19 protein-coding genes are annotated in these 23,606 nt (G+C 49.5%); 11 read left to right on the top strand and 8 right to left on the bottom strand.

Annotated features, from left to right (window positions below; genetic code table 11):
* Positions 1-106: 106 nt before the first annotated feature.
* From AB2U10_RS01435 to AB2U10_RS01425, 3 genes are all read left to right on the top strand, one after another.
* Positions 107-1,138 (top strand): PorP/SprF family type IX secretion system membrane protein, encoded by a 1,032-nt coding sequence (locus tag AB2U10_RS01435; RefSeq protein WP_367914498.1) that lies wholly within the window; start codon positions 107-109, stop codon positions 1,136-1,138.
* Between the two features lie 63 nt (positions 1,139-1,201).
* Positions 1,202-3,232 carry a protein-disulfide reductase DsbD family protein gene (locus AB2U10_RS01430; RefSeq protein WP_367914499.1) on the top strand — a complete coding sequence of 677 codons (2,031 nt, stop codon included), beginning with the start codon at positions 1,202-1,204 and terminating at the stop codon, positions 3,230-3,232.
* Between the two features lie 55 nt (positions 3,233-3,287).
* Positions 3,288-5,522, top strand: a complete 2,235-nt coding sequence (locus AB2U10_RS01425; protein ID WP_367914500.1) for an FUSC family protein — start codon at positions 3,288-3,290, stop codon at positions 5,520-5,522.
* 138 nt (positions 5,523-5,660) lie between these two features.
* On the opposite strand, the gene AB2U10_RS01420 is transcribed toward AB2U10_RS01425, so the two are convergent.
* The 4 genes from AB2U10_RS01420 to purB form a co-directional block, all read right to left on the bottom strand.
* Positions 5,661-6,407, bottom strand: a complete 747-nt coding sequence (locus tag AB2U10_RS01420) for a LytR/AlgR family response regulator transcription factor (protein ID WP_367914501.1) — start codon at positions 6,405-6,407, stop codon at positions 5,661-5,663.
* Between the two features lie 16 nt (positions 6,408-6,423).
* The gene (locus tag AB2U10_RS01415; protein WP_367914502.1) at positions 6,424-7,470 is read right to left on the bottom strand and encodes a sensor histidine kinase; all 1,047 of its coding nucleotides are present in this window, start codon (positions 7,468-7,470) and stop codon (positions 6,424-6,426) included.
* A 2-nt stretch (positions 7,471-7,472) separates the two neighbouring features.
* The gene (locus tag AB2U10_RS01410; RefSeq protein WP_367914503.1) at positions 7,473-8,177 is read right to left on the bottom strand and encodes a LiaF transmembrane domain-containing protein; all 705 of its coding nucleotides are present in this window, start codon (positions 8,175-8,177) and stop codon (positions 7,473-7,475) included.
* Positions 8,178-8,415: 238 nt separating this feature from the next.
* The gene (gene purB / locus AB2U10_RS01405) at positions 8,416-9,759 is read right to left on the bottom strand and encodes an adenylosuccinate lyase (protein WP_367914504.1); all 1,344 of its coding nucleotides are present in this window, start codon (positions 9,757-9,759) and stop codon (positions 8,416-8,418) included.
* 69 nt (positions 9,760-9,828) lie between these two features.
* Between purB and AB2U10_RS01400 the strand changes: the two genes are divergently transcribed.
* Entirely contained in the window at positions 9,829-10,527 is a 699-nt protein-coding gene (locus AB2U10_RS01400; protein ID WP_367914505.1) for an MIP/aquaporin family protein, read from the top strand.
* A 25-nt stretch (positions 10,528-10,552) separates the two neighbouring features.
* Here the strand turns inward: AB2U10_RS01400 and AB2U10_RS01395 are convergent, their stop codons facing one another.
* The 3 genes from AB2U10_RS01395 to AB2U10_RS01385 all read right to left on the bottom strand — a co-directional run bounded on the left by AB2U10_RS01395 (position 10,553) and on the right by AB2U10_RS01385 (position 12,518).
* Positions 10,553-10,882: a BRO family protein gene (locus AB2U10_RS01395; protein WP_367914506.1), complete on the bottom strand. Its 330-nt coding sequence runs from the start codon at positions 10,880-10,882 to the stop codon at positions 10,553-10,555.
* An 11-nt stretch (positions 10,883-10,893) separates the two neighbouring features.
* Positions 10,894-12,129, bottom strand: a complete 1,236-nt coding sequence (locus tag AB2U10_RS01390; RefSeq protein WP_367914507.1) for an ATP-binding protein — start codon at positions 12,127-12,129, stop codon at positions 10,894-10,896.
* Positions 12,130-12,197: 68 nt separating this feature from the next.
* Positions 12,198-12,518, bottom strand: a complete 321-nt coding sequence (locus AB2U10_RS01385; protein ID WP_367914508.1) for a hypothetical protein — start codon at positions 12,516-12,518, stop codon at positions 12,198-12,200.
* Positions 12,519-13,260: 742 nt separating this feature from the next.
* Between AB2U10_RS01385 and AB2U10_RS01380 the strand changes: the two genes are divergently transcribed.
* From AB2U10_RS01380 to AB2U10_RS01350, 7 genes are all read left to right on the top strand, one after another.
* On the top strand, positions 13,261-15,153 hold the full coding sequence (locus AB2U10_RS01380; protein ID WP_367914509.1) for an acetoacetate--CoA ligase: 1,893 nt from the start codon (positions 13,261-13,263) through the stop codon (positions 15,151-15,153).
* Between the two features lie 89 nt (positions 15,154-15,242).
* Positions 15,243-15,665 (top strand): hypothetical protein, encoded by a 423-nt coding sequence (locus AB2U10_RS01375; RefSeq protein WP_367914510.1) that lies wholly within the window; start codon positions 15,243-15,245, stop codon positions 15,663-15,665.
* A gap of 68 nt (positions 15,666-15,733) precedes the next feature.
* Positions 15,734-17,992 (top strand): GH92 family glycosyl hydrolase, encoded by a 2,259-nt coding sequence (locus AB2U10_RS01370; protein WP_367914511.1) that lies wholly within the window; start codon positions 15,734-15,736, stop codon positions 17,990-17,992.
* Between the two features lie 15 nt (positions 17,993-18,007).
* The gene (gene glsA, locus AB2U10_RS01365) at positions 18,008-18,829 is read left to right on the top strand and encodes a lyso-glycine lipid O-acyltransferase GlsA (protein WP_367914512.1); all 822 of its coding nucleotides are present in this window, start codon (positions 18,008-18,010) and stop codon (positions 18,827-18,829) included.
* A gap of 11 nt (positions 18,830-18,840) precedes the next feature.
* Positions 18,841-19,800, top strand: a complete 960-nt coding sequence (gene glsB / locus AB2U10_RS01360) for a glycine N(alpha)-acyltransferase GlsB (RefSeq protein WP_367914513.1) — start codon at positions 18,841-18,843, stop codon at positions 19,798-19,800.
* 26 nt (positions 19,801-19,826) lie between these two features.
* A complete protein-coding gene (locus tag AB2U10_RS01355; protein WP_367914514.1) occupies positions 19,827-21,191 on the top strand; it encodes a cation:proton antiporter domain-containing protein in 1,365 nt (454 codons plus the stop codon).
* A 173-nt stretch (positions 21,192-21,364) separates the two neighbouring features.
* Positions 21,365-21,928 (top strand): glycosyl hydrolase 108 family protein, encoded by a 564-nt coding sequence (locus AB2U10_RS01350; protein ID WP_367914515.1) that lies wholly within the window; start codon positions 21,365-21,367, stop codon positions 21,926-21,928.
* Positions 21,929-21,957: 29 nt separating this feature from the next.
* On the opposite strand, the gene AB2U10_RS01345 is transcribed toward AB2U10_RS01350, so the two are convergent.
* Positions 21,958-23,565 carry an acyl-CoA carboxylase subunit beta gene (locus AB2U10_RS01345; protein WP_367914516.1) on the bottom strand — a complete coding sequence of 536 codons (1,608 nt, stop codon included), beginning with the start codon at positions 23,563-23,565 and terminating at the stop codon, positions 21,958-21,960.
* Positions 23,566-23,606: the final 41 nt, after the last annotated feature.

The following is a 23,606-nucleotide window of genomic DNA, read 5'->3' as shown; positions in this document are numbered from 1 at the left end:
CGTATATCCTGTTAATTTTAAAACCTGTTTCAGGTCATACCAAACAGGAGGTTGCAACGTTTTCTGATAAAAATAAGTCCTGTATACAGGTATTGCAGGAAGGCTAATGAAGAGATTTATATTTGTTTTAGTATGGGTGACACATTCGGTAATGGGACAGGACCCCCAGTTTACCCAGTTCTACGCGGCCCCCATGTACCATAATCCTGCATTTACGGGCTCGGGCTATGCGCCCCGTGTCATGATGAACTACCGCAACCAGTGGCCTTCGCTGAATGCTAATTTTGTAACCACCCTGTTTACCCTGGATCATTATATTGAGCGTGCCAACAGCGGTATAGGTGTGATGTTTCTGAACGATAAGCAGGGGTATAACCTGTCCAACACCGAGCTTCGGCTCTTGTATGCTTACGAGTTGAAGATTGACAGGAACAATGGCTTGAGATTCGGCTTAAACGGCGGTTATTCTTTCCGGGGCTTACAGCCCGGCGGCCTGATCATGGGCGATCAGCTGGAGAATAACGGTACCGTCAGACCGGGTTCGCAGGATCCGGTGGTCAATACCCGCGTGCAGTCGGTTAACACACTGGACGTAGGGGCCGGGCTCCTGTATTTTAATCCCCGGTATTTTGTGGGGGCTTCCGTAAATCACCTGACCGAGCCCCGGCTAAGCTTTTTTAACGGGCAATCGGGCGATGTGCCGGCTCTTCCCCGCCTGCTGGTGGTGCACGGGGGCTATAACGTAGACCTCAGCCACCTGATTACCGACAGCTATTCAGAGCGCGAGTTTACCCTTACACCCACATTTTTGTACAAGAAGCAGGGCCCCTATTCCCAGCTTGACCTGGGCGGGTATGTCACCTACACCCCGTTTACCCTGGGGCTTCAATACCGGGGAATTCCGCTGACCAAAGTATTTAATAATTTTCCGAACCAGGATGCCATTTCCGGGGTGATAGGTATCCGGTATGAGAATTTTTCGTTCGGGTACAGCTATGACCTGACCGTTTCGGGCCTGGGTGCCCGGTCAGGCGGTTCGCACGAGATATCTATTGCCTACCAGCTGCCCCAGGTGGAGATAGAACGGACACCCCGTAACAAGGTGCGGCGCAAAGCGCTGGCCTGCCCTAAATTTTAAGGACTTTCCGGCAATCTTTTTTTCTAAAGTGCTGTTATATACATTATGTACTTCATAAAATTAATGAGACTTTTTGTTTTTCTTCTTTTCACATCTTTTGTAACGTTCGGGCAGTCGTTCCCGGGCGGCCTGGTCAGCCCTACCACCTGGACCGTTTCTGTTAACCCTTCAACCGCTAAGGTAGGCGACGAAGTAGAAATTGTTTTCTCCGCTAAAATTAACGATGGCTGGAAAATATATGCGGCCGAATCTGACCCGGATGCCGGACCCATGATTCTTGAATTTAAGTATTCAGGGCTCAAAGATATCCAGCTGATGGGGAAACCCAGACCTGCCAAGCCGGCCAAGAAATTTTATGAAGAGGTCTGGGAAGCCGATGTGCTGGTTTACTATAAAGAGGCAAAGTATACACAAAAAGCCCGGATTACAGGGGTAAACCCCGGGGGAAAGGTAAAGCTGAATTACCAGACCTGCCAGGATGACGGCCAGTGTGTACCGGGAGATGATGATTTTGATATCCTTGTCAAAGCTGCTCCGGGCAGTGAGGTAAAACAAGACGAGCTCAATAAGACGCCGGAGAATACAACAACCGGCCGGCAGGACCTGGCGGAGAGCCCGGATTCAACAAAAGAAGCTCCGGCCGAGGTGACTCAGGCGGCTGTGCCCGGCGATAGCCTTGCTACAGCTGTAGAGGCTTCTGCGGAGGTTCCGCCCGTAAAAGAAAGCGGCGGCATGTGGAAATTCCTCCTGGTGGCTTTCGGAGCGGGTTTTGCTTCTATATTTATGCCGTGCATTTATCCCATCATGCCCATGACGGTGAGCTACTTTACCAAGCAAAAAGACGGCAAGTTCAAAGCGGTTTTCTACGGGATATGCATCATGCTGATTTTTGCCGTGATGGGGCTGATCACCATGGCCCTGGGCGCATCTTTCCTGAATGCGCTGAGTACGCACTGGCTGCCCAATCTTATTTTCTTTACTCTTTTTATTGTTTTCGGGTTTTCGCTGCTGGGCGCGTTTGAGATTGTGCTGCCCCACGGAGCGGTCAACAAAATTGACCGGCTGGGAGATAAAGGCGGGCTGATCGGTATTTTCTTTATGGCGCTGACCCTGGTGGTGGTGTCATTCAGCTGTACCGTACCTTTTGTAGGTTCATTGCTGATCGGAGCCGCGGGTGGCGAGGTGCTGAAGCCCCTGTACGGAATGCTGGCGTTCGGGTTGCCGTTTGCGCTGGTGTTCAGCGGGCTGGCCATGTTCCCGCAATACCTGAAGAGCCTGCCTAAATCAGGAGGCTGGCTGAATGAGCTGAAAGCGGTGTTCGGCTTCCTGGAGTTTGCCCTGGCGCTGAAATTCCTGAGCAATATTGACCTGGCGTATCACTGGAACCTGATTCACCGTAACGTTTTCCTGGTGATCTGGATTGTAGTGGCCGTCATCATCGGCCTGTATATTTTAGGGTTTATGCGCCTGCCGAAAGACGAGAAGGTAACGCGTTACAGCCCGTTGAGAATTGGTTTTGCGGTTATCTTCCTGGCTATTGCCGCTTATATGGTTCCCGGGGTAACCAATAAACCTTTAAGTGCGCTGTCAGGTATTCTGCCTCCGCTTCCTACCCAGGCTATGGCTTCGGCCGCCCCTAAGCCTGATCTTATGCGGGCCCTGCCGCACGGTCTGTGGGGATTTAACGAGATGGACGATGCCCTGCTGCAATCGAAAGAAACGGGCAAGCCGGTGCTGATTGATTTCACGGGATATGCCTGTGCCAATTGCCGGAAAATGGAAGAGAATGTCTGGTCAAAGCCCGATGTGCTGCAGAGCCTGAAAGATGATTTTGTGATTGCGTCTCTTTACGTGGATGACAAGAAAGAGCTGCCGCAGGACAGGCATTATGTATCTTCGTTCGACAATAAGCTGAAAACAACCATCGGTGCCAAGAACCTGGATTACCAGATGAGCAAATACAACAGCAATGCCCAGCCATATTACATAATAGTGGATGCCGGCGGGGAGAAAGTTACCGATCCGGTGGCCTATACGTCGTATGAGGAGTTCAAGGCCTTCCTGGAAAAAGGAAAAACGGCATTCAGGCCATAGAATTAAGGTTTTTTTAAGGCCGGATTAGTTACTGCGTGGTAAAATAGCAATATTTTTGCAGCTAATTTTTACTGCTGTGCTGCACAGAGCCAATAAACATATCCTGTCGTTTGATTTTTTCAAATCGGCCGTCCTGTGCTTCATCCTCGGCGGGGCGCTGCTATGGGGCTATTATACGCATAATTACAAGGCGGTTTTCCCGTTTACCATCGGGGCCATGCTGGCCTATTTTCCTAATACAGAGGGCAGCCAGCGCCACCGGATCATCGGTATCGTGCTGGGCTTTGCCTGGAGCTTCCTGATGCTGGCCGTGCAGCTATCCCTGTTTGATACCCCAAAATGGCTTCACTTTTCAGTGATGCTGGTTTTTGTTTTCATCACTTCCATGGTGGCGGTATACGGCCTGCGCGGCGGGAGTGTCTCTTTCGGCGGATTGTTTGCCATTGTATCGAGCTACGGTATTCACGCAATGGGGCTTTCGCATGCCGACAGTCTCCTGCACGCGCTGGTGGGAGGAGGCACGTATATCCTGCTCTCGGCCATCAGCCAGTTTTTCTACCAGGGGCACCACATCAGGAGCATGCTGGCCGACTGCGTGGAACTTACTGCAGAATATTACCGGAAGCAGGAGCAGCAGGTGTGGGACAGCAAAGACCTGGAGGCGGATATCCTGCATATAGAAAGCCGGATTAACACCTACCACGAGGTATTGCGTTCGGCTCTGCTGAATAAGCCGGGCCGGCTGCTTCCTTCCAATAAAACCCGGCGACTGTACCTGATCTTTAAGGAGATCGTTGACCTGTACGAGATGACGCTGGCGGCTAACCACGACCTGGAACAGGCCCGTGAACATTTTGACGGGACAGAGCCGCTGGTACAACCGTACCGTGCGTTTACCCACCTGCTGGTAGAAGAGCTGGAGCGTTTCGGTGAGCTGCTGCGGCTGAACCGGAAATACGCGGTCAGCCCGCGGCTGCAGGCCAAGCTGCTGGAAGCGGAAGAAAACCTGAAGCCCCTGCTCAGAAGCCGGTCAAGGGAGGCCCACGAGCGCATGCTTCTCCTGCGAAACCTGGTTGACCTGAAAAACAAGCAGCTGAATTGCCTGAACGTGATCAGCAAGCACTATGAAAACCTGTTTTATACGGAAAAGATCCGGACGCAGGGAGACCCGAGATTTATCACGGCCCAGGATTATTCCTACAAGATCCTGTTAAGCAACCTGAATTTTGACTCTTCTATCTTCAGGCATTCGGTCAGGTTGTGTGTAGCTATAGCCATTTGCTTTTTGCTCCAGGACGTGATCAGCGCGGGAAATACCTCGTGGATCATTGCCACCTGTATTGTGGTGCTCCGCCCCAATTACGGCCTTACCCGGTCACGGGCATTCAACCGCATTGGCGGAACCCTGCTGGGCGGGGTGATTACCCTGGCCATTGTGTATATCACCGACTATAAGCCGATGCTGCTGGGGCTGGCAGGGATCAGCCTGATGCTGGGTTTCTCGTATGTATCTACCCGTTACCTGCTGGCTTCCACCTATATTACCCTGGCCATTATGCTGTTGTATGTGGCATTTACGGGGCGGTCGTTTGAATTGGTGCTTTACCGGGTTTTTTATACGTCTGTGGGTTCGGCCATTGCCCTGTTTGTGATTTATTTTATCTTCCCGGCATGGGAGAAGGAAAGTATTTTTACCGCCATCGGCAATGCGATTGATGCCAACCGACGCTACCTGGAGGCCGTTAATCACCTCTATGAAACCAAGCAGCCCGTGGATACCGATTTCAAGCTGCTGAGAAAGGAGGCCTTTGTGAAGAACGGCAATCTGTACGAGGCTTTCCAGCGGTTGAAAGACGACCCCAAGTCGAAGCGGAGCCAGCTCAGCAACAGCTACGCCGTGGTACTCCTGAGCCATTCGCTGCTGAAAGGAGTGGCGGCCTACTCTACCTATATCCAGAATCACCAGACCACCATGGTTTCTGAAGACTTCAGGGCAGTAATGCGGTATATTACAGACCAGCTGCAGGTGGCGGCCCGGGTGATGGAGGGATCGGCTAATGCCCGGCCTACGGTCAGTAACCCGCTGAACGCCCTGGAAAGCCTGGATAAATACTATTACGGCCTTTCGCAGCTGCGGGAGCTGGAGCTGGAATCAGGCGTGGCCCAGATGAGCTATGAAACCAGTTTAAAGCTGCAGGAAGGGCGCATGATCCTGGATCAGGTCAAGGCCATCAAGAGCCTGGCAGAGAATACGTACCAGATGTGCGGAGTGCTGAAGCAACTAAAGTAAAGTTAAAAGTGAAAAACTAAAAGCGGCCGCCGCTGCGGTGAAAAGTTGCGGAACATTCTTTCATAATTAAAATACTGATGTTCCATAATTTTTAGTTTTTCACCGCAGCGGCGGCCGCTTTTAGTTTTTCACTTAACCCTACCACCCCAGCGTGTCTTTCAGCAACTTATAGCCGCTTTTGCTCACCGCCAGCTTCTCCCCGTTTTTCAGGAGAACCAGGTAGCTGGTTTTTTCGTACAGCTCAAGCTTGTGAATGCAGGTGGTATTGACCAGGAAAGACCGGTGGATGCGCAGGAAGTCGTTGCCCAGCGAGTCTTCCAGCTCTTTCATGGTTTTTTGCTTGAGAAATTTGCCCTGGGTAGCGTGAATACGGACGTAATCGCCGTACGATTCGATATAATGAATCTCTTCGTAGGGAATCATTTCTATTTTTGAACCGTTCTTGATCACTATCCGGCGCTGGTTTTTATCTTTCAGACCCGGCAGGGCCGACAGGGCCCTGATCTCCGCTGCAGAATCCTGGCGCGCCAGGAATTTCTCTTTTACCTTATCCAGGGTTTTCAGGAGCCGCTCACGCGAGAAGGGCTTCAGGAGGTAATCGATCGCATTTTTCTCAAAGGCGTCAATAGCGTATTGATCATAGGCCGTAGAAAAGACAACCAGCGGCGGCTCTGACAGCAGTTCCAGCATTTCGAGGCCGGTGAGCTTGGGCATCTGGATATCCAGGAAGACCAGGTCGGGTTGGAGGTTGTTGATCAGCTTTATACCCTCAAAGCCGTCAGAAGCTTCACCGATGATCTCTATTTCGGTTTCGGTTTCCAGGAATTTTTTAACCAGCTCCCGGGCCAGCTCTTCGTCATCGATTAATATGGTTCTTATTTTCATGAGTATACGTTTTAGCTTACGGCTGTAAAGGTAAATTCATTGTTGCCGTGAACCGGTTTTCCTGCATATCGGTAGACAGCAGCGCTGCCCGGTCGTAGATGAGATCCAGCCGGTTCCGAACGTTTTTCAGGCCGGTACCGGTGCCCACTTTAGGCCGGGAAGCCGGATCGAAGCTGTTTTCTATACACAGGATCAGCCGATCTTTCTCGAGCCGCGATTCAAAATGAATGCATTCTTTTCCCAGCGAGTTATACACCCCGTGCTTGATGGCATTTTCAAACAGGGTTTGCAGGATCATCCCCGGTACTTTGAGGGGCAATGAGGCCGGATCTACCGCAAATGTAAAGCTGATCTTGCTGCCGAAACGTACTTTCTCGATGTCGAGGTAGGCCCGGCACATGTCAATCTCTTTTTCGAGGGTCACCAGCTGGTCACGCGTTGCCGTAACGGTATACCGCAGAAAGTCAGACAGCCGGATGATCATCTCCTGGGCCCGTACGGGATCAAGCATGGTCAGGGAGCTGATAGAATTCAGGCTGTTGAAGATAAAATGAGGGTTCATTTGCGACTTCAGCAGGTTCAGCTCCGATTCTTTAAGGATCTCGTACAGTTTTCGTTCGTTTTCGATCTTATCCATATACGAAGTGTAGTAGGCGTCGAGATACATATAGGAAACAAACAGCAGGTAAGAGAAAATACCCAGCATGCTTTTCAGAGGCCCGGTTCTGATCCGGTAGTCGGGCAGGATATCACGCAGCAGCACCTGGTCAAAGAGGTTGGTCATACTCAGCCAGAGCAGGGTAATGACAACGAGGTAAATCAGGTGATTGGCCACAAACTGCAGCGTTTTCTGGGTCTCCAGGTTGATGTACCGCAATCCGAACCAGGCGCCGATATACATAGTAGCCAATAGGAAATTCTGGATCAGGGTAACGGCCAGCACCCGCAGGGAGTGGCCGGGAAATGCCCGGTAGACAAAAATATACTGAAAGAGAGCCACCATTACCCAGAGAAAAAGGTAGGTTAAAACCCGGTTTTTATCTTTCAGTATCGGATGCCTCATGGTCAGACCCTTTTGATTTCAATGCCCCCCATAATTACGTAGCCCGAGATCACCAGCACCTTGCTTTTGTCTACCACGTTTTCCGGGAACTTGGTGATCTTGTCTTCCACGCCGCCCATGATGGGAAATACATCCAGCTTGACATTCCATTCTTTGGGTATCCGCATTTCCATACCGCCCATCATGATAAATACCCGCAGGGTGGCATTGTTCTGAAGGTCGGCTTCGGTGAGGTTGAGCTCAGAGCCTCCCATCACGCAACTCACTTTTCCTCCGGTAAAGTCTTTGGTAACAAACTTGGAAGAAGAGCCTGCCATGATGTTGCTTTCACTGACATAATTCCGGTCTTCGGCCTGTAGCTGTGTCCGGTAGTTGTCAAATTGCTGGGGAAACATATATTTGGCCAGTATGGTCAATCCCACGCCTACCAGCAGCAGCGGCCAGAGGTTGTAGTATTGGGTTTTTTCTACGGGGGTAAGAAAATCAGGGATATAGAAAATCACGGCCACAGATATGGCAATAATACCGTTAATGTAATCTTTCCGTAAAAGGGCATTGATGCCGACGATTAACGGGATAAGCCGCCAGCTGATCAGCTTGAGAGGGACATCGAAATCAAGCATGCCGAAGTTTCGCATCAGGAAGAGTCCGCCGCCGGCTATGAAGACGAGCGCCCAGAAGAATGTTTTATTCTGATTGTTTTTCATTTGATTCTTTTTTTCTTCAAAATTATCCCTTTCCATCCCCCAAAATAAATGGAAAATCGGCGGATGGAGAGGAAATTTCCGATTAGTGGGCGAAAATTACCGATGAATGGGATTGATTTTTTTAACCACATAGATACATAGTCATATAAGAATGAATAAGAATCACTCTTTGTCATTGAACAAAATACAATCTGAGCTATATATCTATATCTCTATGTGGTAAAAATTGCGCAAGAAATCACACGCCCGTATAATTGAACGGAGTGATCTGTTTGAGCTCGTATTTGGTTTTTTCAGAAACCTTCAGGTCTTCGATAAAGGCCTTGATCGAGTTTTCGGTGATTTTTTCGTTTTTGCGGGTGAGATCTTTGAGGGCCTCATAGGGTTTCGGATAGCCCTCCCGGCGCAATACGGTTTGGATAGCCTCGGCCACTACAGCCCAGTTCTCTTCCAGGTCATGGTGAATGGCGGCCGGGTTCAGCTCCAGCTTGTTCATTCCTTTCAGCAGTGATTTCAGGGCAATCAGGGTATGTGCCAGCGGCACGCCCACGTTTCTCAGCACGGTAGAGTCGGTAAGGTCGCGCTGCAGGCGGGATACCGGCAATTTCGCCGAAAAATGCTCAAACAATGCGTTGGCAATTCCCAGGTTGCCTTCTGCGTTTTCGAAATCAATAGGGTTGACCTTGTGTGGCATGGCAGACGAGCCCACTTCACCGGCTTTGATCTTTTGCTTGAAATAATTCATGGAAACGTACTGCCATACATCACGGGCGAAATCAAGCAGAACGGTATTGATCCGTTTGAGGTTATCAAAATAGGCAGCCAGGTAATCGTAATGTTCTATCTGGGTGGTGGTCTGGCTCCGGCTCAGCCCGAGGATGTCGTTGACAAAACGGTTTCCGAAAGCTATCCAGTCGGTTTTTGGGTAAGCCACATGATGGGCGTTGAAATTACCGGTAGCACCACCGAATTTAGCGGCATACAGCACCTGGTCCAGCATATTCAACTGCTTTTCGAGTCGTTCGGCAAAAACTTTCATCTCCTTCCCCAGGCGGGTAGGAGAGGCCGGCTGTCCGTGGGTTTTGGCCAGCATGGGTACATCGGCCCATTCTGCGGCAAAGCCGTTCAGCTTTTCGAGCACGCCGACATAAGCAGGAGCCATCACCTGTCCGTGCGCCTCTTTCATAGAAAGGGGAATGGCGGTATTGTTGATGTCCTGGGAGGTAAGCCCGAAATGTATAAACTCTGAAAACTCTGCAATATTCAGTGCCTCAAAACGCGCTTTGATGAAGTATTCTACGGCCTTAACATCATGATTGGTGGTCTTTTCGATCTCCTTGATGGCGGCGGCATCTTCTTCAGTAAAGCCGGTATACAGCTTTCTCAGAGCAGGATATATCTTCTTGTCAAAGCCTTTCAGTTGCTCCAGGGGCAGCTCGCAGAGGGCAATGAAGTACTCAACTTCTACCCGTACGCGGTATTTGATCAGTCCGAATTCAGAGAAGTATTCTGCAAGTTCGGCCGACTGGCTGCTGTACCTTCCGTCAACCGGAGAAACGGCTTTTAACGATTTTGAAGACATAAATTGGATATTAAGTTGCAAAATTACTAAATTGCTCCATAATACAACCTTAAAATTACGATTACATTTATGCAGCCTTCTCCTTTCCTGGGTGAATTACTGGGCACGTTTTTTTTGATTTTTCTGGGCGAATCCGTGGTAGCCAATGTGTTGCTTAAGGGAACAAAAGGAAACAATTCGGGACTGATCGTGATCACTACGGCCTGGGGGCTGGCGGTGATGACGGGCGTTTTTGTGGCACAGAAATTCGGCAGCCCTTCCCCTCACCTGAACCCGGCGCTGACGGTAGGATTTGCGGTGCAGTCGGGCGACTGGTCAACCGTCCCCTCCTTCGTGCTGGCCCAGGTATGTGGGGCCTTCCTGGGGGCTATAGCCACCTATTTCTTCTATTATCCCCATTGGGCGGTTACGGAAGACCCGGGCGATAAGCTGGCCGTATTTGCTACAGGGCCGGCTATTAAGCATACGCCTTCCAACTTCTTCGCCGAGATGAGCGGCACATTCGTACTGATGGTAGGGGCTTCGTCCATTTATTCCATGGAAGGCTCAGGCCTGGGGCCCTTCCTGGTAGGAATGCTGGTGTTTGTGATCGGTAACGCTTTAGGAGGAACCACAGGGTATGCCATTAACCCCGTTCGTGACCTGGTGCCCCGGCTGGCCCATTCCATCCTGCCCATCAAAGGCAAGGGCAGCAGCCACTGGGAATATGCGTGGATACCGCTGGTAGCGCCGGTGGTAGGGGCAGTGCTGGGGATTTTGTTGTTTTAAGGTTTCTCTGCTCCGGTTTTGGGATCTACCTTAAAGTGTCTTTAAACGGCTCTGCTTTGGGTGAGGGAATAGATTGAATGAGCCTGAAAATTTGTTCTGTATCGGCAACATCTGTCAGTCGCATTTTGCCATCGGGTGCAATCATTTTCAACTGTCCGATTTTTTCGGACAGTTCACTGCCTTCCTTTTTTAACCTGGCTTTCAGGTCATTCCAATATTTTCTTGGCCGGTCTGTTCCTGTAAGTACTTCAATCACGTCAATGACTGAAATAAACCAAAGTTCTTTTTCTTCGTCCCAGTGGGTGAGGACTAAGACGAAGCCGTTCAGCCTGCCATTCCGCCAACCCTTGTTCAAGCCAGTGGTGATTATTTCTCGTTTGTTTCAAGCAACCAGTTAAAAACGTTCACATGTCTTACGCCACTTCTGTCTTGTGTAAATCCGTCTGTGGTGAGTAAATATTTAGGGTAGTGGTCATTGATTTTTTCTAATGCTCCAAATTCTCGTTCTATGGTCGCTTCGTTTGTCATTTGCCACGCTACCTGGTAATATTCAATGTTGCCTGTTTTTGTTTTGCAAACAAAATCCACTTCGCTATTTCGGCTTGTACCTGTCCAAATTTTCTTACCCCTGCGAAGTAGTTCAAGATAAACAACATTTTCTAAAATATGTCCTCTGTCGGTTGTCCGTTCTTTTCCTGTCAAAATGTTGAGCAAACCAGCATCAACCAAATAGTATTTTTCTTGTGTAGCAAGTTGCTTTTTGCCTTTTATGTCAAAGCGGTTTACTTTGTAAAAGACAAAACTCGCTACCAAATATTCCAAATACTTTTCAACGGTTGCGTGATGTATGCTTTGTCCGTCTTGTTTTATGGCTTTAGAAATATTACTAGGCGAAAGTGCATTGCCAATGTTTGAAGCTGCAAATTTCACGATATTCCCAAAAGCTCGTTTATTATTTATTTGATGGCGTTGCGTGATGTCTTTTTCTACAATTGTATTATAAATGGCTTCCAAATATTCGTAGATTTCATCAAAGCCGCTTTTTCGTAATTCTACACCTTTGGGTAAGGAGGTTTCGTTGATGTAATCAAAAAACAAATTTTCGTAATTGAGGTATTTTATGCTCGTATCAATTTCTCGTGCGGTTAAATATTCTTTGAACGAAAAGGGTAAAATGGAAATTTCAATATAACGACCACTCAACAATGTTGCTAATTCCCCACTCAACAAAAACGCATTTGAACCTGTAATGTAAACGTCTGTATTTTTTGAAGCAAAAAGTCCGTCCACCAATTTTTCAAATTGTGGAATGTTTTGCACTTCGTCTAAAAAAATATAGTTGGGTTTATCGGCTTGCAGTTTTTTCTTGATGTCAAAATAAATGTCGTCCCAGTTTTTGTTAACAAAATTTTCGGGCAATTCAAAGTTGTAGAACTGAATTTGCCGTTTTCCAACTCCTTTTTTTAGCAGCAGTTCCCGGTAAATTTCCAACAAAGTGCTTTTGCCCGACCTGCGTAAGCCACTTACAATTTTTATGAGGTCTTTGTCTTTGTAGGAGAACAGCTTACCTATATATTCTTTACGATTTGTATAATTTGCCATTGAGCAAAAGTATGAAATAAATTATCAAAACTTGCAAATTTTGCAAGTTTTGATAATTTTAGATAGTGTTACAAATTGATGTTAGAGCGATGAATTTTCCTTCTAATTGGGAAAATGCGCTTCTTTGGAAATAGTCGCAAATCGCGACAGGTAGAACATTTTTTTACTTGACTGTTCTGCATTTTCAGTTGTCCGATTTTTTCGGACAGTTCACTGCCTTCCTTTTTTAACCTGGCTTTCAGGTCATTCCAATATTTTCTTGGCCGGTCTGTTCCTGTAAGTACTTCAATCACGTCAATGACTGAAATAAACCAAAGTTCTTTTTCTTCGTCCCAGTGGGTGCGGACTTTCTTTTGTTCAAATATTGTTATGGCGTTTTCTTTACTCATTTTCTTAAAGTTTTTTAGTTGGGAGTCATTTTACTTATACTACAAAATTACACAAATATTCTAATCCAGTTTTTGCATATATAGCAACCTTTTTGATTAAAAAGAAGCAATACAGTACAAGGAAAAAGAAGTTTAAGTTATACTACAAGAACCAGTACAGGATTAAGAACAGTTTGTGAAAATTGTGCCTTTGCCATTGACAAAGGACGACTTATTATTAATATAGTTGGACTTTGGTTTCTGAATATTGTCTTAGCAGGGTTAGTTATTTATTTTAAATTTTGATATTGCTGATTGGGACTCACTTAAACCGCTGAAAATAGGTGCCGCAGTTCAAGGTCACAATTTGTGATCTTGGAGGGTAAATGTTGTGCCGTATGTTACCATTCCACTGACTTTTTTGTATCTTTGTAATACATCAATAAGGTAAAAACCCATGTATAATCCTTTAAAAACAGATCGGGAGAATATAAGCATAATGGGTGTGAAATTCCCTGATCTGGTGTCGCTTGAGGCTACTACGAAAGCTATTGGATCCAATATGCACGAGGGGTTTGAGCCGTCTCCGGCATTGATACAACTTTATTTGGAGTGGAAACAAGGTAGGATAAATCCTGCGCTTTTTCTCGGGCGTTTAAAGCAAAATTATACAGTATCTTGATCTGTATTGTACGCATACAGGTCCTAAAACAGGAATTTTGCGTAACATTGCAAATTAAGAGCTACTCAATATACTAAAAAAATGAAACTCTGGGCACCCACAGCAGACTACATAGAAAAGTCTGAAATGACTGCTTTTAAAGAATTTACGGAAGACCGCTTCAGGGTCAGCATAGGAGATTATGAACAGCTCCGGGAATGGTCCGTTACTCACCTGGAAGACTTCTGGGAAAGTATTTTTTTATATTTCCAGGTGATGTCAGATACGCCGTATTCCCAGGTGCTGAACCGCTCGGAACAGGGGTTTATCGGCTCAAAATGGTTTGAAGGCGCCACGTTGAATTATGCCGAACATATTTTCAGGAATTATACCGATGAACGCCCGGCCGTTATTTATAAAAATGAGCAGGCCGAAACAAGAGAAATAAGCTGGAAAGAATTGCAGGAACGAACCGGTGCGTTAAGACAGTACCTGCTGCGCTGCGGTGTGGGCAAAGGCGACCGTGTGGCGGGTGTGCTGAACAATACACCGGAAACCCTGGCCATTTTCCTGGCGGTCAATTCACTGGGGGCCATCTGGACCTGCTGTTCGCCTGATTTTGGCAGTGACAGCGTGGTGGAACGGTTTCAGCAGATTTCTCCCAAAATTCTTTTTGCCGATAAGCTGTATCATTATAACGGGAAGACCTTCCGCAAAAGCCGGCTGATCAATGAGCTGGCCGAGCGGATCGACTCGATAGAAGATGTAGTGGTGGTCAATGACCTCAAATGGCGTTCAATTTTTGCCCTGGCCAAAAAGGGTCAGCCCCTGGCCTTTGATCGGGTAGCCTTTGATCACCCTGTCTGGATCCTGTATTCTTCAGGCACCACCGGGAAACCCAAAGCCATTACACACAGCACGGGCGGTAACCTGCTGGAGCATTTCAAAGCGCTGGCGCTGCACCAGAATGTACAGGCCGGAGAACGTTTTATGTGGTACAGCACCACCGGCTGGATGATGTGGAATTATGCCGTGGGGGCCCTGCTGACCGGTGCTACCCTCTGTATCTATGACGGCTCACTCTCTTACCCGGCTTTAAGTGTGGGCTGGAAGTTTGCCTTCGACCATAAGATCGACCACTTCGGGGCGGGTGCTGCCTATTTCATTGCCTGCGCTAAACGGAATCCCGTTTTGCCGAATATTCCTTTTAAAACCCTGGGTTCTACCGGATCACCCCTGCCTGCCGATACATTTGAATGGCTGCAGCTGAAGTTCCCGGATACCCAGATCATCTCGCTCAGTGGGGGCACCGATGTATGTTCGGCGTTTCTTTCGGGCTGCCCCTGGCTACCGGTCTACGCAGGGGAAATCCAGTGTATAGCCCTGGGCGCCGATATTGAAGCGCTGAATGAAAACGGGGAGCCGGTGAAAAACGAGCTGGGCGAGCTGGTGATCAATCAGCCCATGCCTTCCATGCCCCTGTATTTCTGGAACGACGAAGGAAATGTGCGCTACAGGGAAAGCTATTTCGAGAAATACCCGGGGCGGTGGCAACACGGCGACTGGATAAAGATCACGGAGAATAACGGCATCATTATTTACGGGCGTTCAGATGCTACCCTGAACCGGGGCGGCGTGCGGATCGGTACGGCCGAGATTTACAACGCTATCGAAGAAATGGTACAGGACAGCCTCGTGGTTTGTATAGACCACCCTAACGGCTCATCGGAGATGTACCTGTATGTGCAAACGGAAGAACCCCTTTCGTCAAAAACCGAGAAAGCGATCAGAGAAAGGCTGAAGAGCCGGTGCAGTCCCCGGCACGTGCCTGACAAGATATTCCGCGTGCCTGACATCCCCTATACCCTGAGCGGGAAGAAGCTCGAATTGCCTGTGAAACGGTTGCTGATGGGCGCTTCTCCCGAAAAAGCCGTGAGCATGGATGCCGTCAAAAACCCGGCGGCACTCGACTACTGGCTGAAAAAACAGGGTTAGTGGTAATTTTGGAACGGTTTTGGCTTACCTGCTTACAGCGTAGCGGGTAATTTGCCCCTGGCTTGCAGTGAAAAATAAAAGACAATACGATGCGCAAAGTACTTTACGGATTTTTAGCGACCCTGTTACTGGCAGCCTGCCATAAAAAAGAGGAAACGGCAGAAGTGACCCGGCCGGCTGCTGCCGGTGAAGTGGAGACTGCCCCGGCTGCTCCAGCCTCTTCACCGGTTCAACCGGCACCGGTTGCAGAGGTAAGGCTGAACCCGCCGCACGGTGAATCCGGCCACCTCTGCGAGATCGCCGTAGGAGCCCCCCTGCCGGCACAAGGCGTATTGCCGGCTCCGGTAGAAACAGCCCCTGCCCGGCCAATGCCCATAGACCCCGGTGCTACTTCTATCATTAGCCAGCCGCTGAATACCGTGGTATTTAACGGGCCCAAGCCACAGTTTAATCCGCCTCACGGGGAGCCCTGGCATACCTGTGACCTCGAGGTGGGTGCCCCGCTGAAGTAAAGTATATCGCCATACGGCCCGTATAATTTCGGAGGTAACGGTAAAATTTCGTAAAATTGCCGTAACTTTTGGGTTTTTTAGAACCGGTATTCTCTTCTATGGGCAAAATACTTTCTTCCTTGTTTATTTTATCAGCACTGGGTGTTTTTGCCCAGACGCCGGTAGACTACGTAAATCCGTATATGGGTAATATCAGCCATTTGCTGGTGCCCACTTTTCCTACGGTACACCTGCCCAACAGCCTGCTGCGGGTTTATCCCGAAAGAGGCGATCTCACGGGTGACGAGCTCCGGGGTCTGCCTTTGATGATTACCAGCCATCGGGGAAGCTCTGCTTTCCTGATCAGCCCGGTGCAGGCCGAGAATACAGCCGGACTGGCCCCGGTGACCCGGTTTACCTACGATCATGAGGTGATCAGGCCTTATTATTACGAGGTAACGCTTGACCGGCAGCTGACCGGCGTACGGTTTGCCCCTTCGCATCAATCGGCCATGTATGAGCTGGATTTCCGGGAAACGAAAGCCCGTAATTTCCTGACGCTGAGCACCGGCAACGGGCAGGTGAGCGTGAGCGGCAATACGATCACGGCTAGCCAGGTGCTCCGGAATAATACGGTAGTATATATTTACGGAGAAACCGACGTGCAGCCTGTGCAGGCGGGTATCCTGGGCAGGGAAACCGACCGGCAGGCCGAAGGAAGAAACGTGACCGCAGTACTGGATTTTGGTGCGGGAAAGAAAAAGGTAAAATTCCGCTACGGCATCTCTTTTATTGATGCCGGGCAGGCCAAAGCTAACCTGCGAAGAGAAATAAGCACTTATAACCTGGATGAGGTGGCGGAAAAGGGCAAAGCCCTGTGGAATGAAGTGCTGGGGAGAATTACGGTAAACGGGAAAGAAATATCCGATAAAGCCGTTTTCTATACGTCGCTGTACCGCTGTTTTGAACGGCCGGTGAATATTTCGGAAGACAACCGGTATTTCAGTGCCTTTGACGGCAAGGTACATACCGACACCGAGCCGTTTTATACCGACGACTGGATATGGGACAGCTACCGGGCGGCGCATCCTCTGCGGCTGCTCATCGATACGAAAGTACAGACGCAGATTATCCGTTCTTATATCCGGATGTCAGACCAGATGGAAAAGCCCTGGTTTCCCACCTTCCCGGAAGTGACCGGCGACTCGCGCCGGATGAACTCCAATCACGGCGTAGCGGTGGTGGCGGATGCGGTGGCCAAAGGCGTACGTGATTTCGATATCGAAAAAGCATACGGGAGCGCCAAAAGCGCTATCCTGGAAAAAACACTTATCCCCTGGTCGGGCGCTCCTGCGGGCTGGCTCGATGATTTCTATAAGAAAAACGGGTATATACCGGCCCTGGCTGATGGGGAAGAGGAAACCGTGGCTGACGTGAACAGCTTTGAGAAGCGGCAGCCGGTTGCTGTTACCCTGGGTACATCGTATGACGAATGGTGCCTGGCCCAGCTGGCTGCTTACCTGGGTAAGACAGAAGATGCCCGGCGGTTCGGGAAAAATGCATTGAATTACCGGAATATCTACAACGGGAAAACCGGGTTTTTTCATCCGAAAGACAAAGATGGGAAGTTCATAGAACCTTTTGACTACCGCTGGCCGGGCGGACCCGGCGCCCGTGAATATTACGGAGAAAACAACGGCTGGGTGTACCGGTGGGACGTGCCCCATAACGTGGCTGACCTGATCGGGCTGATGGGCGGACGAAAAGCATTTATTGACAACCTGGATCAGACTTTTCGCGAGCCGCTGGGCAAGCCGAAGTACCATTTTTATTACCAGATGCCCGATCATACCGGCAATGTTGGCCAGTTTTCGATGGCCAATGAGCCCTCACTCCATATTCCTTACCTGTACAACTATGCCGGCCAGCCCTGGATGACCCAGAAACGCATTCATTCGCTTATCCGGCAGTGGTTCCGTAATGATGCCATGGGTGTGCCCGGCGATGAGGACGGCGGCGGCATGTCGTCTTTCGTGGTATTTTCCATGCTGGGCTTTTACCCGGCCACTCCGGGCATGCCGGTATACGTGATCGGTTCTCCCTTCTTTGAAGAGTCTGAAATTCAGCTGGAAAACGGGAAACGGTTCCAGGTAAAAGCCGTTAATTATTCAGAGCGGAACAAATATATCCAACGGGCGCTTCTTAACGGGAAACCCTGGGAGAAGTCGTGGTTCCTGCACAGCGATCTCCTGAAAGGGGGGACCCTCACGTTATATATGGGCGAATATCCCAATAAATCGTGGGCAGCCGACGAAAACGCAGCTCCTCCTTCTTTTGATAAGCCCTGAACAACACCCAGATAAATGAGCGATAGTAAGAAATTTATAGTGATCCGGGAAGTGATCGGAAAGAAAAACCCCGGGCTTCTGAAATGGTTGCCGGGCTTTGTGCTGCGGTATATAGAGCGTATTGTGCACGAAGACGACATCAATGCGGTGATGGAGCATATCGGGCACCTGGAAGGGCTGGATTTTGTGGATGCCCTGATCACACAGGAGCTGAACGTGCAGGTAGAGCTGACAGGGGAAGAGAATATCCCGCTGACGGGCGGGGTGGTGTTTGCGTCGAATCACCCCCTGGGAGGCCTTGATGGCATAGCCTTTATGCATGCGCTGGGCAAATACCGGAAAGACATCAAGTTCCTGGTGAACGACATCCTGATGAACATCAAAAACCTGGGGCCGCTTTTTATCCCGATCAATAAGCACGGAAAGCAGGCCCGGCAGGCTTCAAGACTGATTGATGAGACCTATGCCAGTGACCAGGCCATGCTGGTTTTCCCGGCCGGCCTGGTGTCAAGGAAACGCAAAAACGGGGTCATCAGAGACCTGGAATGGAAGAAAAGCTTTATTGCAAAAGCAAAAAAATATAAAAAAGATATAATTCCTGTTTTTATAGAAGGCCGGAATTCAGACTTTTTTTATAATTTAGCGAGATTTCGTAGGAACATCGGTATTGGTGCCAATATTGAGATGTTTTACCTGGCCGATGAAATGTTCGCCCAACGAAACAAAAAGGTAACCATACGTATTGGGAAAGCTATACCCTACCAGGAACTGAACAATGGCAAAACCGAACAGGAATGGGCCGAAACGGTTAAAGAGATAGTTTATGCGATGGCATAATCAATAAATTTATGCAGGAAATATTAAAGCCGGTAGATAGAGATATCTTAAAAAAAGAGTTAAACGAAAACACATTCTTACGATATACCAATTTCGGGCATATCGAGGTTCACCTGGTGAATCATCACCGGCAGCCTCATGTGATCCAGGAAATAGGCCGGCTGCGGGAGCTGACATTCAGGGCAGCCGGCGGAGGTACCGGGTTGCCTGTGGATATCGATGAAAACGATATCTGTGAAGACGCGTATGACCAGCTGATCACCTGGGATCCGGAAGAGGAAGAAATTGTGGCCGGGTACCGGCTTATCAGGGGGGGCAATGTAAGTACCAACGAACACGGCGTTCACAACCTTTCCACAGCCCATTATTTTCATTTTTCGGAGAAATTCAAGAGCGATTACCTGCCGTATACCATTGAGCTGGGGCGGTCTTTTGTTCAACCCAAATTTCAGCCGGGGAAAGATAACCGGAAAGGCCTTTTTTCACTGGATAACCTGTGGGACGGCCTGGGTGCAATTATTATGCTGAACCCTGACATTAAGTATCTTTTCGGGAAGGTGACCATGTACCCGCACTACAACAAAGAGGCGCGCGATCTGCTGCTCTATTTCATGAATCATTATTTTCCGGATCCCGAGAGGCTGGTGTGGCCTATCCGGCCTTTGGGGTATTTTACCGATGTCACCGGGTATGCAGGTATTTTTGACGGCCTGAGCTATAAAGAAGGCTATAAAGTGCTGAACACGCGCGTGCGGGCCCTGGGAGAAAATATCCCGCCCCTGATCAATACCTATATGGGGCTTTCATCGACGATGAAATCGTTTGGTACGGCGCAGAATGAAGATTTCGGGGAAGTGGAAGAAACGGGTATACTCATCACCATTGCCGATATCTTTGACAGCAAGAAAGAACGGCACATGAGCTCATTTGAAAGAGACCGGCATTACGGCCGGCCCAGGGAAAAGAGGTAGCTTTTTTACAATCTGCCCGGAATGCCATGAAGAAAAACCTGCTTTTCTATTCGGCGGTTGCCGCATTTTTCTCGCTCATTATTTACCGGATTCTTAAAGCCGGTAAATTGCTCGAACAAAACCGGGTAGTTTACGAGGCAAAGGCTGATGACAGCTTCGTGGATACTCTGCTGTTTAACCTGCACCATCCGCTGGCAGTGCTGCTGAGCCAGATGGTGGTGATTGTGGCGGTAGCCAAGCTGTTTGGCTTTATTTGTAAAAAGATAGGGCAGCCTTCTGTAGTAGGAGAGATGATTGCCGGTATCCTGCTTGGTCCTTCTCTTTTCGGAATGTATTTTCCCGGCCTGTCGGCTACCTTATTTCCGCCGGCTTCATTCGTGAACCTGCAGCTTTTAAGCCAGATAGGGCTAGTGTTCTATATGTTTATCATAGGTCTCGAACTGGACCTGGGCGCCTTGAAAAACCGCACAGATCAGGCAGTGGTCATCAGCCATGCCAGCATTATCGTGCCGTTTACTTTAGGAACCGGGCTTTCTTATTTCCTGTATGACCGTTTTGCGGCTGAAGGAGTTAATTTCCTCTCTTTTGCGCTTTTTATGGGGGTGGCTATGAGTATTACGGCATTTCCGGTGCTGGCCCGTATCGTGCAGGAAAGAGGGATCTATAAAACGCCCTTAGGCACTATGGTGATTACCTGTGCAGCGGTTGATGATATCACGGCATGGTGTGTTCTGGCTGCGGTGATTGCCATTGCCAAAGCGGGGTCAGCCATAAGTGCCGTCTACACCCTTGCACTGGCCCTTGTTTATGTGATAGTTATGATGCGGGTGATCCGGCCTGTGCTGCAGCGGTGGCTTTCGGAAAAAGGAGGCGATCTGACCCGGCGCAAAATAGCCGTTATTTTCCTGACCGTGGTGATTTCAGCGTATACATCCGAAGTGATCGGTATTCATGCCTTATTCGGGGCTTTCCTGGCCGGGATCATCATGCCGGCGGGCTTCCGTCAGCTGCTGGTGAATAAGGTGGAAGACCTGACCGTGGTATTGCTGCTGCCCCTGTTTTTTGCCTTTACAGGCCTGAGAACGCAGATCAGCGGGTTATCTGACCCTGAAATGTACGGCACATTGTTTTTTATTGTGCTGGTGGCGGTAGCCGGTAAGCTTCTGGGCAGTGCGCTGGCTGCAAAATTTGTGGGGCAGGACTGGAAAACAAGCCTATCTATCGGCGCATTGATGAATACCCGGGGGCTGATGGAGCTGGTAGTGCTGAATATAGGGTATGACCTGGGGGTGCTAAACCCGGAGATTTTTGCAATGATGGTGTTTATGGCACTCATTACCACGTTTATGACCGGCCCGCTTCTTACCCTGATCCGTAAAATCTTCCGTTAAGCCGGCCTGCACTCTTTCCCCGGCCGGATAAATAAATCTTAGGTTTTTATATAAAAAAGTCGTACCTTTGCGTTTCTTTTTTGGAAATGGGCCTGAATCTATCTCAGAGTCAGTCATTTCCGGCCGGTCGGCCAACTGCACTTTGCAGTATTTTTCCACCAAAAGACAATGAAATGGTCAAATGGTTAGGTTTAATTCTTTTATCTTTTTCCGCTAACGCAGCCTCTTTCGAGAAATATGTGCCTAAGCTTCTGAAATTTGAAGGAGCAGGTTACGGAATCCACAAACCACTTTGGGGCGACAAAAACTTCTCACGGCAGGAGGCCGTAGACATCTACCGCCGCGAATACTGGAACAAATATCACGGTAATTATTTTAAAAGCCAGGATCTGGCTGAAGTGCTGATTGACCACCTGATCAATGCAGGGGAAGGGAAAGACCGCATGAATATCAAGGCATTTGAGGCTATCCTGGGAGTTGAACAGGACGGTGTCTTGTCGCGTGCCGATGTACGGGCGGCCAATGCCTATCCGTATCCGGATGAGCTGGTGAATTCTTTTGTGAAATACCGGGTTTTATACTACCGTTCACGGAAACTGGCGTATAAATACCCCGGCTGGGAAAAGCGGGCCCGTTCTTTCTTTATCAACACGGAAGACAATGACCTGAGTGTGGCCGATTACGATCTGCCGGCTGAGCTGGAAGAAAAGTTTGAGCACATCGCGCTGGCAGGGTAGTATCAGAGGGAGGTGACAAACGGCAATTGTTACGTCTGGATCACGCCTACATTGTACCGTTCGGTAATGGGAGCGTGATCTGCTGCTTCTATGCCCATGCTGATGACCTTCCGGGTTTCGGCGGGGTCAATGATGCCGTCTACCCACAGCCGGGCTGCTGCATAGTAGGGACTGAGCTGTTCGCTGTATTTCCGGTCTATCTCGTTGAGAAGCTCCGCTTTCTCTTCTTCGGTCAGCTGTACTCCTTTGCTTTTCAGGGCGGCCTCCCGGATCTGCAGCAGGGTTTTACCGGCTGAAGCACCGCTCATGACCGCCATCTGGGCCGAGGGCCAGGCATAGATCAGTCGCGGGTCATAGGCTTTCCCGCACATGGCGTAATTGCCGGCGCCGTAGCTGTTGCCTATAATAAAGGTGAATTTGGGTACCACTGAATTGGCCATGGCATTCACCATTTTGGCGCCGTCTTTAATAATACCGCCCTGCTCCGAGCGGCTGCCTACCATAAACCCGGTGACATCCTGCAGGAAAACCAGCGGAATGCGCTGCTGGTTGCAGTTCATGATGAAACGGGCAGCCTTGTCGGCCGAGTCGCTGTAAATCACCCCGCCCATTTGCAGCTCGGTACCGCCACCCGGCTTCCTGGCTTTTACAATTTCCCGCTGGTTGGCTACAATGCCCACGGCCCAGCCGTCTATCCGGGCGGTGGCGCAGATCAGCGTCTTGCCGTATTCGGCCTTATATTCTTCCAGGCTGCCTTCATCTGCAAGGGTATCTAAAATAGCATGCATATTGTAGGGACTGGTACGGTCCTGGGGCAGCAATTCGCCGGCCTTTTCCGGTGAAACGGCGGGCGGGCGGGATGTCTTGCGGTTAAAGCCGGCCCGGGCAAAGCCTCCCATTTTGTCGATCACGTCTTTTATGGCGTCCAGGCAGGCCTCATCGGTAGGGAAACGGTTATCGGTGACTCCCGAAATCACGGAATGGGTGGAGGCACCGCCCAGGGTTTCGGCATCCACGTTTTCGCCGATCGACGATTTGACGAGGTACGGGCCGGCCAGGAATACCGAGCCGGAGTCCTGGACAATATATGCATAGTCGGACATAATGGGCAGGTAGGCGCCACCGGCTACGCAGCTCCCCATAATGGCGGAGATCTGCGGAATACCCATCGACGACATCCGGGCATTGTTCCGGAAAATCCGCCCGAAATGCTCCTTGTCCGGGAAAATCTCATCCTGCATAGGCAGGTAAACACCGGCTGAGTCTACCAGGTAGATAATGGGGAGGTGATTCTCCATGGCAATTTCCTGCGCCCGCAGGTTTTTCTTGCCGGAGATGGGAAACCAGGCTCCTGCCTTCACCGTGGCGTCATTCGACACGATCACGCACATCCTCTCCCTTACATACCCGATCACCACCACTACTCCGCCGTTCGGGCAGCCGCCCTCTTCTTCGTACATGCCGTCGCCGGCAAACATGCCCACTTCCAAGTAATCGCGGCCTTCATCGAGCAGGTATTCTACCCTTTCCCAGGCGGTAAGCTTGCCTTTGCTCTTATGTTTCTTAATTTTGTCAGGGCCGCCACCCAGCTTCAGCGCTTCTTTCCTGGCGTTTAAGATGGATATTAAATCTTTCATTTATTAAATTCTTCAGAATATTATTTGGGAACGGATTTTTT

Source organism: Leadbetterella sp. DM7 (assembly GCF_040829825.2).
Lineage (GTDB): Bacteria > Bacteroidota > Bacteroidia > Cytophagales > Spirosomataceae > Leadbetterella.
The sequence above is the reverse complement of the archived record's forward strand: the minus strand, read 5'-3'. Positions and strand labels throughout refer to the sequence as shown.

What these genes read in the sequence shown, in the direction of transcription:
- AB2U10_RS01435 (WP_367914498.1), top strand. Translation starts at nt 107, where the DNA reads ATGAAGAGATTTATATTTGTTTTAGTATGGGTGACACATTCGGTAATG.
- AB2U10_RS01430 (WP_367914499.1), top strand. Translation starts at nt 1,202, where the DNA reads ATGAGACTTTTTGTTTTTCTTCTTTTCACATCTTTTGTAACGTTCGGG.
- AB2U10_RS01420 (WP_367914501.1), bottom strand. Translation starts at nt 6,407, where the DNA reads ATGAAAATAAGAACCATATTAATCGATGACGAAGAGCTGGCCCGGGAG.
- AB2U10_RS01415 (WP_367914502.1), bottom strand. Translation starts at nt 7,470, where the DNA reads ATGAGGCATCCGATACTGAAAGATAAAAACCGGGTTTTAACCTACCTT.
- AB2U10_RS01410 (WP_367914503.1), bottom strand. Translation starts at nt 8,177, where the DNA reads ATGAAAAACAATCAGAATAAAACATTCTTCTGGGCGCTCGTCTTCATA.
- purB (WP_367914504.1), bottom strand. Translation starts at nt 9,759, where the DNA reads ATGTCTTCAAAATCGTTAAAAGCCGTTTCTCCGGTTGACGGAAGGTAC.
- AB2U10_RS01400 (WP_367914505.1), top strand. Translation starts at nt 9,829, where the DNA reads ATGCAGCCTTCTCCTTTCCTGGGTGAATTACTGGGCACGTTTTTTTTG.
- AB2U10_RS01390 (WP_367914507.1), bottom strand. Translation starts at nt 12,129, where the DNA reads ATGGCAAATTATACAAATCGTAAAGAATATATAGGTAAGCTGTTCTCC.
- AB2U10_RS01385 (WP_367914508.1), bottom strand. Translation starts at nt 12,518, where the DNA reads ATGAGTAAAGAAAACGCCATAACAATATTTGAACAAAAGAAAGTCCGC.
- AB2U10_RS01380 (WP_367914509.1), top strand. Translation starts at nt 13,261, where the DNA reads ATGAAACTCTGGGCACCCACAGCAGACTACATAGAAAAGTCTGAAATG.
- AB2U10_RS01375 (WP_367914510.1), top strand. Translation starts at nt 15,243, where the DNA reads ATGCGCAAAGTACTTTACGGATTTTTAGCGACCCTGTTACTGGCAGCC.
- glsA (WP_367914512.1), top strand. Translation starts at nt 18,008, where the DNA reads ATGAGCGATAGTAAGAAATTTATAGTGATCCGGGAAGTGATCGGAAAG.
- glsB (WP_367914513.1), top strand. Translation starts at nt 18,841, where the DNA reads ATGCAGGAAATATTAAAGCCGGTAGATAGAGATATCTTAAAAAAAGAG.
- AB2U10_RS01355 (WP_367914514.1), top strand. Translation starts at nt 19,827, where the DNA reads ATGAAGAAAAACCTGCTTTTCTATTCGGCGGTTGCCGCATTTTTCTCG.
- AB2U10_RS01350 (WP_367914515.1), top strand. Translation starts at nt 21,365, where the DNA reads ATGGTCAAATGGTTAGGTTTAATTCTTTTATCTTTTTCCGCTAACGCA.
- AB2U10_RS01345 (WP_367914516.1), bottom strand. Translation starts at nt 23,565, where the DNA reads ATGAAAGATTTAATATCCATCTTAAACGCCAGGAAAGAAGCGCTGAAG.